This window comes from Mycobacterium sp. ST-F2 (assembly GCF_001905655.1).
Classification (GTDB): Bacteria; Actinomycetota; Actinomycetes; order Mycobacteriales; family Mycobacteriaceae; genus Mycobacterium.
This window is the reverse complement of sequence record NZ_JMHT01000042.1, coordinates 21658-33113: the sequence shown is the minus strand read 5'-3', so window position 1 is coordinate 33113 and position 11456 is coordinate 21658. Positions and strand designations below refer to the sequence as shown.

Annotated in this window: 11 protein-coding genes; 9 read left to right on the top strand and 2 right to left on the bottom strand. The window is 63.4% G+C overall.

Going from position 1 to position 11456, the window contains the following annotated elements; translation table 11 throughout:
- Nucleotides 1–14: 14 nt before the first annotated feature.
- The 4 genes from EB75_RS16355 to EB75_RS16340 all read left to right on the top strand — a co-directional run bounded on the left by EB75_RS16355 (nt 15) and on the right by EB75_RS16340 (nt 4481).
- On the top strand, nt 15–2111 hold the full coding sequence (locus EB75_RS16355; RefSeq protein WP_073696410.1) for a UvrD-helicase domain-containing protein: 2097 nt from the start codon (nt 15–17) through the stop codon (nt 2109–2111).
- Nucleotides 2108–2644: a hypothetical protein gene (locus tag EB75_RS16350; protein WP_073696409.1), complete on the top strand. Its 537-nt coding sequence runs from the start codon at nt 2108–2110 to the stop codon at nt 2642–2644. Before EB75_RS16355 ends, EB75_RS16350 begins: the two co-directional genes overlap by 4 nt.
- The gene (locus tag EB75_RS16345) at nt 2641–3534 is read left to right on the top strand and encodes a hypothetical protein (RefSeq protein ID WP_073696408.1); all 894 of its coding nucleotides are present in this window, start codon (nt 2641–2643) and stop codon (nt 3532–3534) included. Before EB75_RS16350 ends, EB75_RS16345 begins: the two co-directional genes overlap by 4 nt.
- A gap of 89 nt (nt 3535–3623) precedes the next feature.
- Nucleotides 3624–4481 (top strand): DUF8453 domain-containing protein, encoded by an 858-nt coding sequence (locus EB75_RS16340; protein WP_142239647.1) that lies wholly within the window; start codon nt 3624–3626, stop codon nt 4479–4481.
- A gap of 192 nt (nt 4482–4673) precedes the next feature.
- Here EB75_RS16340 and EB75_RS16335 read toward each other — a convergent pair whose 3' ends face one another.
- Both EB75_RS16335 and EB75_RS16330 read right to left on the bottom strand, forming a co-directional pair.
- Entirely contained in the window at nt 4674–5381 is a 708-nt protein-coding gene (locus EB75_RS16335; protein WP_073696406.1) for a creatininase family protein, read from the bottom strand.
- A 29-nt stretch (nt 5382–5410) separates the two neighbouring features.
- On the bottom strand, nt 5411–6613 hold the full coding sequence (locus EB75_RS16330) for an NsdA family TPR-like regulatory protein (protein WP_073696405.1): 1203 nt from the start codon (nt 6611–6613) through the stop codon (nt 5411–5413).
- Nucleotides 6614–6774: 161 nt separating this feature from the next.
- Between EB75_RS16330 and EB75_RS16325 the strand changes: the two genes are divergently transcribed.
- The 5 genes from EB75_RS16325 to EB75_RS16305 all read left to right on the top strand — a co-directional run bounded on the left by EB75_RS16325 (nt 6775) and on the right by EB75_RS16305 (nt 11447).
- Nucleotides 6775–7158 carry an SCO3933 family regulatory protein gene (locus tag EB75_RS16325; protein ID WP_073696404.1) on the top strand — a complete coding sequence of 128 codons (384 nt, stop codon included), beginning with the start codon at nt 6775–6777 and terminating at the stop codon, nt 7156–7158.
- A gap of 75 nt (nt 7159–7233) precedes the next feature.
- Nucleotides 7234–8637: an FtsK/SpoIIIE domain-containing protein gene (locus EB75_RS16320; RefSeq protein WP_073696403.1), complete on the top strand. Its 1404-nt coding sequence runs from the start codon at nt 7234–7236 to the stop codon at nt 8635–8637.
- Nucleotides 8638–8711: 74 nt separating this feature from the next.
- Nucleotides 8712–10004, top strand: coding sequence for a replication initiator (locus EB75_RS30180; RefSeq protein WP_308207175.1), 1293 nt, complete (start codon nt 8712–8714; stop codon nt 10002–10004).
- Between the two features lie 7 nt (nt 10005–10011).
- Nucleotides 10012–10218, top strand: a complete 207-nt coding sequence (locus tag EB75_RS16310) for a helix-turn-helix transcriptional regulator (protein ID WP_073696401.1) — start codon at nt 10012–10014, stop codon at nt 10216–10218.
- Nucleotides 10218–11447, top strand: a complete 1230-nt coding sequence (locus EB75_RS16305; protein WP_073696400.1) for a tyrosine-type recombinase/integrase — start codon at nt 10218–10220, stop codon at nt 11445–11447. The genes EB75_RS16310 and EB75_RS16305 overlap by 1 nt, the downstream gene beginning before the upstream one ends.
- Nucleotides 11448–11456: the final 9 nt, after the last annotated feature.

Here is an 11456-nt window from a genome sequence, read left to right as displayed (position 1 = left end):
GCAACGGAAGAACAATGCCGACACTCGCGATCGACAAGGGATTCATCACCGACCTCGCCAAAATGGAGAAGCCCGTCGCCAAGCGGGTCGCCGAGGTCTTCGACGAGTTCGACTCCGCCACCCACACCGGGCTGCACCTGGAGAAGATCAACAATGCCCGCAACCCCCGTTACCGGTCGATCCGCATCGACCAGGCCTGGCGTGGCATCGTGCTCGCTCCCGTCACCGGCGACGTCTACACCCTGCTGAAGGTGTTGCACCACGACGATGCCTACGCGTGGGCGCAGCGCAGCAACGTATCGGTCAATTCCGCCACGGGTGGCATCGAGATCCGCGACGAAGCCGAACTCGACCGCCAGATCCCCGAACGCGAAGAAGCCGCCAAGGCCGCCGGCGCCCCGATCTTCGCCCACGTCAAAGATGGTGAGCTGACCAAGCTGGGCATCGACGAGAAGGTGCTCGCGTTCGCCCGGACCGTCACCGACGCCGCACAACTGGATGCGGCGAAATCCTTTCTGCCCGAGACGCAGTGGGATGTGCTGTTCGGCCTGGCCGCCGGGTTCACTGCCGAGGAGGTGTGGGCCGACCTCGGCGCGCAGATTCTCGATGAACCGGTCGACACGGAGGACATCGACGCCGCCATCCTGCGCAGCAGCGACCGCGTCGTCCTCGTCAGCGGACCCGACGAACTGATGGATGTCTTTGCCTACCCGTTCGCCACCTGGCGGGTGTACCTGCACCCGACCCAGCGTGCCGTCGTCGACGCCTCCTACAAGGGACCGGCCCGTGTCACCGGTGGGCCGGGCACCGGCAAGACCGTCGTCGCCCTGCACCGCGCACACATGCTCGCCAAACGCGGCGAGGGCAAGGTGCTCGTCACCACCTTCACCTCGACACTGTCCGAGACGCTGCAGACCGGCCTGGACATGCTCGTCGACGACGAGCAGGCCGAGAGCCGCATCGAGGTGTCGCACGTCGACCGCATCGCCCACCGTGTCTTCCGCAAGACCTACGGCGCACCGCACCTGCTCGGCACCGAGGATGAGAAGGCGTTGTGGGCCGGACTGATTGACGAGCTCGGGCTCAGTTTCAACCCGGTGTTCCTGTCCGAGGAATGGCGACAGGTAGTGCTCGCGCGGCGCATCAGCACCGCCGACGCCTACCTGGCTGCCAAACGGACCGGCCGCGGTCGCGCCCTGGGATCGGTTCAACGCGCGCAGGTCTGGCAGGCCATCTCGGAGTTCGAGCAGACTCTGGCCCGGCAGGGCATGTGGACGCACGAAACCATCCGGCGTGAGGCGACCCGGCTGCTGGACGAATCAACCGACAAACCGTTCCGGCACATCATCATCGACGAGGCGCAAGACCTCAGCCCCGACCAGTGCCGGCTGCTACGCGCCGCGGTGGCCGAAGCACCCGATGACATCTTCATCGCCGGCGATACGCACCAGCGCATCTACGACAACCGAGTCAGCCTGCGCGAGGTCGGCATCAACATCGCCGGTCGATCTTCGCGGCTGAACATCAATTACCGCACCACCGCCGAGATCCTCGGATGGAGCCTGGGTCTGCTCCGCGGCGAACCGATCGACGACATGGAAGGCGGACTGGACTCGATCGCCGGCTGCAAGTCCCACGTGCACGGCAAGCCACCAGAGCTGAGCGGGCAAGACAGCGCCGACACCGAGGCCGCCTTCATCGCCGAGACGGTGCAGGACTGGATCGACAGCGGAATCGCGCCATCTGAGATCGGGATCGCGGTGCGCGCGAAGTGGTCGGCATCAAAGATCGAGAGCGCCCTGCGAAAGGCCCGCATCGACTGCGTCGACCTCGCGAAGGCCGCCGATGCCGACGACGCGGTGCGCGTCGGCACCATGCACCGCATGAAAGGCCTGGAGTTCCGATGCATGTGCGTCGCCGGGGTCAGCGCCACGACGGTGCCCGCCACCAACGCCGTCACCCCGATCGAGGACGACAAGCAGACGCACCAGCAGGACCTGGAACGCGAACGCTGCCTGCTCTTCGTGGCCTGCACGCGGGCGCGCGAGGAGTTGCTCGTCACGTGGCACGGCGAGCCGAGTCCGTTTCTGACCGCGGTCGTCGAGCCGTGATCGTGTCCTACGCGGCAATCCTGATCAGCCTGGGCTCCCTTTTCCTGGGCATCGTGAACTACCAATACACGCGGTACGCGTACGTCCGCGACTTACAGACCCCGCTGCGTAATGAATTGCGGAACAACCTGCATCGGTTCGACTACTGGCGGATTGAGAAGATTCTCAACCAGCTTCAGGACCGGATTCCAGCCGCCGACATCGGTGACGAGCTTCGCAAGCTCAGTGAGTCCATCGCTCTCACCAAGGGCAGCTTTGTCGCCCCCACGCCCCGACAGCTCCAAACTCTGATCGACACCTTCGAATCGGCCCGCGCCGCATTCGACGAGACCCGAATACCGCCTACGAGCGACGAAGTCTTCGATGGCCGCTATCAGGCGAAACAACGCGCGAACCTGACCAACCATTTCACCGCTCTACGCCGTGAAATTCGTTGTATTGTAAGTGGTTTGGATGCGATCCAGACCAAGCCGATGACTCGGCGCAAGCAGATCAAGCAGTTCAAAGCTCTTGATCGGAACCAACAAGGGTGACTCTGCTTCAGACCGTCTTTTCTGGAGACCGCATCATCCAGGTGTCGGACCGCCGACTCACTCTGAACGGGGCGGTGTTCGATGATGAGTACACGAAGTTAGTCTGCTGGAACCAGACGTTCTCGGCGGGGTTCACCGGCATCGCTCGTGTTGACCGGCGTGCTAGGAAGTCGACGGCGGAATGGATCGCCGAAGTGCTGTGCGACTACACAGCGTTCGTTCCCGGTGTACAGGCACTTCGCCTGGAGGCGGAGAGCCGAGTCTCCAAGTTGTCCTGGGCCGACAAGAGGCTGGCCATCGTCGTCGCTGGGTTCGACTTCAGGCAGATTCCCCTCGTTGCCGAGATCGCCAACTTCGACACAGCCACGAACGTCACCCATGACCCGGACAGCTTCCGCCTGAGGTATGCCCAGCCTCCGCCCGGACGAACGACCGGCAGCCACTCTGTTGGAGCGGGACTGGGTGACCTTGAACAGCGCCTTCTCTCTCGCTACGTCCCGCGCATTTTGCGGAAGGACAAGGCCAACGGTCACAACCGTGCGATCAAGCTGTTGGTGGAGAACCAGCGGCGGGTCCACCGTAAGGATCCGCTGGTGGGGGCCGACGCTCAGGCCGTGACCATTCCATCCACCCAGATGGGCCACGGAATCGTCATGAGCAACCTCGATGGCACCGACATCCCCTCTCACAGCAGCAGTTTTGTGTATTTCGATCAGCACGGTTTCCGCTACAAGCAGCTCGGACCGCTCATGGCGCAGGGCATGCAGGTCATCGACCAGGTAATTGGGACGGCCGACGAAAACAATCCCGACAACCAATCGATGAGTATTCGGTTCGTGAAAATACCTCCGAGACCGACCCGACCTGAGCGGCGCAGGACGTCGCACTAGTTGCTGGACGACACGCACCGTCCGAGCACATTGTTGTCGGACCCAGGTATCAGACTGTTGGCATGGTCTACCCCGCCCATGTCGTCCATGTGCTGATCGCGTCGCCCTCCGATGTTGCTGCCGAACGCACAGCCCTCCGTGAGGCAATCTGGGAGTTCAACGACGAGCACACCCCGGCCAACAAGGTCGTGCTGCTGCCACGCACGTGGGAGAAGAACAGCACGCCTCGATTGGGCGCGGCGCCGCAGGACATCCTGGATGAACAGATCGTCGACTCCTCTGACATCGCCATTGGCATTTTCTGGACGCGGATCGGACAGCTACTCGAGGGCGCGACCCCTGCAAGCGTCCACGAGTTGGAACGATTCGTAGCGGCGGGCAAGCCAGCGCTGCTGTACTTCTCCAACACACCCGTAATCCCCGGGTCGATCGACAATGAGCAGTTCGAGCAGGTCCAGAAGTTCAAGGAGCGTGCGAAGTCCTGGGGTATCTACCGGGAGTACTCGGGGGTCGAGGAACTGGTCCAACACGCCCGCCGCGACCTTCTCTCCACGGTACGGGACCAACTCAACCTTCCGCAGGTGACCGAGCCCGTTGCCACCTCGCAGCGGGCACGTCCGGTTGCCCGCGTCGAGCGCCGGGAAAGCCAGCGGTTTGACTCACGGGGCAATCCGAAGGTTGATCGGCGCACTTACCTCATCCTGGAGAACAAGGGCGAAGGTGACGCCCGGAACGTCAAGTTGGCGTGGGATCACCCTGCCGAAGACCGCAACAGCATTCCGCTGGTCCACGGAGCGTTCGATGCCCCGATCAATTCGCTGGTCGCGGGGGGACATGTCGAATTCGCGTTGTCGGTCATGTCTGGCGTGCTGGATCGCGTTGAACTCCGGGTCGAATGGGAGGACGACGACGGCCCACACTCGCAGGTCCAGACCATTGTGATGTAGGCCGAGCTCCGTGCCGCTTGTCGGTGCCACCGTCCCGAATGGCCGTCACCACCTCCGTCTTGATCCCAGTAAAGAAAATTCTCACCACTGTTGTCAGCCGACGTTCGGAACCGGTCTCCTGTTAGCCACGAAAGCTCGGTCCGTGGCGGCGGACGGGAGCGCCAGCGGACGGGAGCCGTCACGGCGTTGACGTCAGGTTCGCGGCTCGGAAAGCACCGTGATCAGGTCGCCAGCTGCTTTGCCGAGATGGTCGAGGACCGCTTGCCCCTTCTCCGCACTGGCTAGAGAGGGGTAGCCGATCACGCCGCTATCGGTGTACGCGCTCATGCCGAGGGTGGCTAGGTGCCGACGGTCGGGCGCGCTGTGATCGGCGGTCTGCCATCCGTCGAGGACCTGGCCGGGATGCGTGGCGAGCAGGATTGACGTTTCGAGTTCGCCGGCGTGCATGTCGTCATGATTCGTGCTGGTGATACCGGCGGCTTCTCGCGCTTCTGTCCAGTCTTCGCGACTCGGAAACAACCCGACCCGGATCCCGACTTTGGTGTTGGCCTCTTGGACCGCATTCGCCAGCACATAGTTGCCGCCGTGTGCGTTGACAATGACGAGGCCGCGGGTTCCCTGACTGTTGAGTGCGTCGATCAGGTCGAAGACGATACTGTTCAACGTCGTCGCGGCGATGCTCACCGTCCCCGAAAAGTCCGCGTGCTCATGCGAACACCCGAAGGCCAACACGGGAAGCTGAAAAACGCTGTGCTGGCTGCTGATCGAATCGGCGATGGCTGTCGCAATCAGTGTGTCGGTGACAAGGGGAAGGTAGGGGCCATGCTGCTCGAATGATCCGATCGGAAGCAGCGCCACTGGGGCCTTCGTCCTGCTGTCCTCAGTTGTCGTCGTCGGCATGTCCAAACCGAACTCTCCTTGGTTGTGAGTCACGGGGTTAGGTCTCCTCGCAAAGTATCCTCGATTTTTCTGCGCAGCGTTTGCAGAGGCAGAGTCGTTGCCGCTCTGGATCGGTCACGAATTAGCTTGCGGCACTGGCGTAGTTCGCGCCGTGTCCGGTCTGACGGTGCCGACAAGTACGCGCTGACCGTCCGCGGAAGCTGTTCGACCGCGCTGTGGTAGTCCCCGAGCATGATCGTCGCTCGCAGCAACCGAGCCGAGGCCACGGCGAAATCGCGATGCTGGCCGCTAGGCCAGCTCCGATGGTGTTCGCGGAGAAATTCCAACGCATTCGCCGCATCGCCGAACATCATCAACCCCGAGGCGATCTCGCCGGCAACGTAGGCAGGCGAGGCATAAATCGCATGATCGTCGGCAATCGGCTCGATCTGTGCGACGTGGATTGCGTGCGCAGATAGCCGGGCAAAGGCCCGCCGGTCGCGATCGGCAGCAGCTGCCAGCGCTTGCTGGCGCGCGATGCTTGCCGCGAGCCGCCCTACGGAGATCCCGCTGATGAGTCGCGCCGCGGCGTCTGCCAGTTCGAGCGCAAGACCTGGATCGGAGTGCAGCACGATGTTGGAGCGGCGCATGAGGATGGTCGCCTGCAACGAGGGGTCCGCAGACCGGAGGTGATCCTCTGCTCGTGTCGTCAGCTCCAGGGCTTTCAGCCCATCACCGCTGTCCTGGGCAATCCAGCCACCAAGCTCAGCGATGCGCCCCGCGGCCCGACGCATCTCGGGGCGTATGGCTGGCGGAGCAGTGCGGATCAGTTCCTCAATCGTGGTCAAGTCACGGTCCACCAGTTCTCGGGCGTATGCGGGTCCGAACAGGTGTTCAGCCCTGATGTGCGCCGCACGCTGTTCCAAGATGACGGCGAGCACGTCGCTGTCGAACTCAGTTTGAACCAGCAGCGGACGCGGAAGATTCGTGTCGACGGCCAAACCGAATAGCCGGTCCTCATCCTCCTGAAGCGCTTCGGCCAAGAGCCCCCTCCACAGTGGGCCTGGCTGACGCCCCCGTTCGAACTCGACGATCTGCCGCCGAAGCGAATCAGGGTCGATGGGTTCCAGCCGCTGCTTTGCCCGAACCCGCGCAACTTCAGCGGTCAGGTCGTTCTGACTCCAGCCCCAATCAGCGCGCGCAGCACGAAGTCGCTGTGCGCTTGCTGGTCGTGAAGCTGCGGCGTCGGCCACATTCCGATTTTGCCTGATCAACCGGACAGCTAGCTGCACCTTTGCGCGCGGTTTCGGTCTCCCCCCGTCTCCCTGCAGCTCCCTTACACCGATCGGCAGCCCGCTGGTGTTCTGGCCTAGTGGCGATCGCCACAACAAATAACAGGTCAGGAGCAAATCCGATGAAACTGAAGATTGATACAACCGGGGTGTCGTTCGTCTGCACGCGGGCACCGGAGCAGCGCGTGGCATTCGACACGGGGCAACCCCGGATCGACCGCGAGACCGGCCAGCCGCTGTGGCAGGTGCAGCTGATGGCGCTCGATGTTTCGGGTGCCGAGGTCATCGCCGTCACCGTCGCCGGTGACCCCGGAGTGAGCGTTGCCCAGCCCGTTCAGGTTGACGGCCTCATCGCGTCCCCTTGGAACCAAGACGGGCGCAGCGGTGTCGCCTACCGGGCAGACGCCATCCGCGCTTCCGGTGCACCGCTATCTGGGGTGGTCGCCCCGCCGAGATCGGCGCCCCCATCAGGAACGCCGGCCGGTCCCGGCAAGACGGCCGCCTGAGCGAGTTGGTCGGGGACTGCGTCATCGACCGCGGTCAAGCGGTGATGCAGTCCCCGATTCTCGAAGGAGAATGCAATGTTTGATTCCTCGAACGCCCGTAAGCCGAAAGCGTCAGGCAGCACTGAGTCCGAGTGGGACGAGACCATCACGCTGATCCTCACGGGTGTGGCGAAGGGACTCGGTGTCCTCATTTGGTGGTCGGTGCTGTTTCCGATGATCAGCCTGCCCTTGCTCGTGAGCCTCTGGGTTGGAATTCAGTACGCGCCGATCCTTGGATTGCTCGTCGCCGTCGCATCGGGGACAACTCTGGCGGCGTGGGCATGCCTCTCACCCGAGTCGTTCGACGAATGGATTACCGCCAGGATGCGGTCGCGATGGCGGACCTGGTGGATCTATCGACACCGCTGGGAGACCATCTGCACGTTGCATGGTCTGACGGCCTCAATGGCCAATCGCACGCTAGTGCCGACGCTTCGGTCGGTATCGATTGGTGCGACCCGTGACGTCGTTGTCGTTCAGATTCTTGTCGGGCAGTCGGCGGCCGACTGGCAGAAAAAGACGCTCGCGCTCGCCGAAGCCTTCCGGGCCGAGCGGGTGACAGTTCGTTCTCACAAACCCGGCGAGGTCAACATCACCGTGCATCACGGCGATGCTTTGGCCGTCTCCATCCGGCTGCGACGGCCGATCCGTGAATCCCGTGCTGACCTCACGAACATCGATATCGGCATCATCGAGTCCGGAAAGCCTTGGCGTATACCGGTCTTGGGCCACCATATTATGGTCGCTGGCGCCACCGGCGCGGGTAAAGGATCAGTTCTTTGGTCGCTCATCTCCGGCCTCGCCCCAGGAATACGGGCCGGGACCGTCCGGATCTTGGTCGTCGATCCCAAGGGAGGCATGGAGTTTGGTCGTGGACAGCGACTGTTCGCCGGATTCGCCTACGACAACGGCGAACGCACACTCGCGTTGCTGCGGGCGGCGGCCCAGGTCATGCAGCACCGGGCGCAGCGCCTTCGCGGGCACACCCGCTTGCACACCCCGTCAACCTCTGCGCCCCTCCTCGTGGTCGTGGTGGATGAGATCGCCTCGCTGACTGCCTATATCAGCGATCGCAAAGTTCGTTCCGAAGTCGAGCAACTCCTCGGGTTGTTGCTCTCTCAGGGTCGCGCGGTTGGTGTTTCCGTGGTCGCGGCAGTGCAAGACCCCTCGAAGGACGTGTTACCGATCCGGCAGTTGTTCTCCGTTCGGGTCGGGATGCGGATGACCGAGACCACGCAGACAACGATGGTCCTGGGCGCCGCTGCCCGTGACGCTGGAGCGCTCTGCGATGAGATATCGACGGCGACTCCTGGTGTGGCGTATGTCTGTCAGGACGGGCGCGCCGAACCGCTAAGGGTGCGCGCTTTCCATGTCACTGACGACGATATCGACTATCTTGCTGAGCATTTCAGTCCCTGCCCTGGAAAGTCAGCACGGTGAATAGGTTCGCTGCGGACATCCCCACGCTGCCAGGGGCACAGGCCGACGTCGACGGAACCGCGCTTCTGGCACAGATGGTGCGGCGGGCTTCGTCTCCTGGTTTCGACACCTGGTGGGATACCGCAGAGAGGTCCGGGTTCTGCGCGAGCCCAATTCGCCTGGAGGCCTCCGACGAGTTCGGCCGACAGCATCACGTACTTACGAGGTGTAACAACCGTCGCGCGTTGGCGTGCCCGTCATGCTCTGATCTGTATGCCCGCGACATCTGGCAGCTGATCCACGCCGGCCTCGACGGCGGCCATCACGGTATTCCCAACACCGTGGCCGACCACCCCCAGTTGTTCGTCACGCTCACCGCGCCGAGTTTCGGCGCTGTCCACACAATCCGACACAACGGGCAGTGCCATCCCGGCGGTCGGCAGGCGACACAGTGCGGTCATGGACGAATCGTCCGATGCGACTGCGCTCATCACGCTGAGGACCCCGCCGTGGGCCAGCCGATATGCATAGATTGCTATGACTACGTGGGTCACGTTCTGTTCGCCTGGCACGCTCCCGAACTCTGGCGTCGATTTACGATTCGTCTCCGTCGATTCCTCGCCCAAGAACTGAGAACCCGCGGAGTCGATCCGATGGGTACACGGCCGTCCTTCGTCAAAGTTGTTGAGCTACAACGAAGGGGCGTTCCTCACTTCCACGCCGTCATCCGACTGGATGCGGCGTCGCCTCCGGGAGAAGCGCTTTCTCCTCCGGACGCCAATCTGGAGATGGGCGCGTTCGTCGAGTTGGTGCGGCGGGCGGCGTTCGACACCAAGCTCGCGATCGGCAACGAGGCCGTTCTGCGCTTCGGCGAGCAATTGGATATCAAGTGCATCAGCGGGGCCGGTATGGCCGGCACTGACACCGATATCCACAACCGCCGCGTTGCCGGTTATCTGGCCAAGTACGTCACCAAGTCCGTGACAGATCTTGGCCTTGATGCCCGGCGTCTGAGCGAGGAAGGAATCGATCAAATCGATGTGACGGACCATGTGCGCCGCATACTCCATACGATCGCTTCCGTCGCCCGCGAAGAGCGATATCAGGAAATGGTCCTCTGGCTGCACACCCTCGGCTTCCGAGGGCACGTGACGAGCAAGTCCCGACAGTTTTCGACGACCATGAAGGCGCTGCGTGACCAGCGCGCTGCCTGGCGCCGCGAGCAGGCCGACTCGGGATCGGAGGGCACCACCGTCCAGCCGCTGATGTGGGAGTTCGACCGCTCGGGCTACGACAACGTCGGTGACCGCCTGCTGGTCGTTTCGGCTTCTACTCGCGCTCGTGAGCAACGGCTCGCCGGGCGCAGCGCATTGAAGGAAGGGGCGTGAACCAACGATGCTTGTGGATGGGCGTTGGTACAGTAGCAACGAGCTTGCCGAACTCCTTCACGTCGACGCGTCGACCATCCGACGTTGGCGAACCGCGCGACCGCCGCAGGGCCCGGCATTCGTTCAAATATCTGGTCGGGTGTTCATGTACAACTCGGACGACGTTGAGAAGTGGCTCGCCAGTCGGCGCTTCGATCCAAGCGAGGTGGCGTAGTGGCCGACAAAGTTACCCTGCCACTGGGCATTTCGTTATCGGCCGATATCGAACCGCGCTCCGGCGGAGTGTACCGCGCACGTGTCCGGTGGGTCGATCCGGCGGCCCAAAAGCGAGTCTCCAAATCCGAGACGTTCGCCGCGCGCGAAGCCGCCGAGGAGTGGATCGCTCGGATGCGTCAGTCCGCCGGCCGCGGCATCGATCCGAACGCGGCAACCACGACACTTTCCGACTATGGCACAGGCAACATGAAGCTGGCGCTGCGTGGCCTCGAAAGCAAAACCACCGATCCTTACCTCGCCGGGTGGCGCAAGCGAGTCGTCCCGTCGCTTGGCCATCTGCCTCTCGCCATGATCACCAACGGAGCGGTCGATCGGGCCGTCCACGCGTGGATCGCCGACGACTGCAGTCGGTCGACCGTGAAGAACAGTCTCGCCGTGCTGGTGCGGGTCATGGAGCAGGCCCACCGTGACGGCATCATCGATCGGAACCCGGCGCGCATCAGCGGATGGCAGCGCGAGTACAAGCTCGCCGAGGATGAGCTCGACGACCCGCGTGCCCTGGCACTACCGGACTGGTCCGCTCTCGTGAGCCTCGCTGACGCATTGGTTGCGAACTCCGCCGACAAGTACCAAGGCTGGGGCGACGCCGTGATCTTCGAGGCCTGCACCGCCGCGCGCATCGGTGAAGTTTCCGGCTGTCTGGTGCGCGACATCGACACTGACAACTGGGTCTGGACCGTGTGTCGTCAGACCACGCCGTCTCCCGGTGAACTCCAAGATTGCGGTACGAGCGCCTCTGGTGGCGGGCTGGTCGACAAGAACACCAAAGGCCGACGGGCACGCCAGGTGCCGCTGATCGAGTCGATCCGCGATCTGGTCCGGCGGCGGATCGAAGTCGCCAACGGCGAGCCGGATGCCCGGCTCTTCACCGGCCCGCGGGGCGGCCGCATTACCACTGCCACCCTGCGTGACGCGACCTCATGGGATGAGGTGGTCACCAAGCTGGGCTACGACCAGCTTAAACGGCACGGCCTTGGACACACGGGCCTTACCTGGATGGCCGATGCTGGCGTCCCACTGCACAGCCTGCGCAAGATCGCCGGCCACGGCTGCATCACCACCACCCAGCGCTACCTACATCCCGATCGGCAATCCGTCGCTGATGCCGGTGAGTTGCTCACGCGCCATCTGTCGTCGACCGCTGGGCGCAAGCTGCGGGCAATCTAGACCGCTCCC

Bases quoted from the DNA above. Each gene is read 5' to 3' on its own strand.
- EB75_RS16355 (WP_073696410.1), top strand. From the start codon at position 15: ATGCCGACACTCGCGATCGACAAGGGATTCATCACCGACCTCGCCAAA.
- EB75_RS16335 (WP_073696406.1), bottom strand. From the start codon at position 5,381: ATGCCGACGACGACAACTGAGGACAGCAGGACGAAGGCCCCAGTGGCG.
- EB75_RS16325 (WP_073696404.1), top strand. From the start codon at position 6,775: ATGAAACTGAAGATTGATACAACCGGGGTGTCGTTCGTCTGCACGCGG.
- EB75_RS16320 (WP_073696403.1), top strand. From the start codon at position 7,234: ATGTTTGATTCCTCGAACGCCCGTAAGCCGAAAGCGTCAGGCAGCACT.
- EB75_RS30180 (WP_308207175.1), top strand. From the start codon at position 8,712: ATGGTGCGGCGGGCTTCGTCTCCTGGTTTCGACACCTGGTGGGATACC.
- EB75_RS16310 (WP_073696401.1), top strand. From the start codon at position 10,012: ATGCTTGTGGATGGGCGTTGGTACAGTAGCAACGAGCTTGCCGAACTC.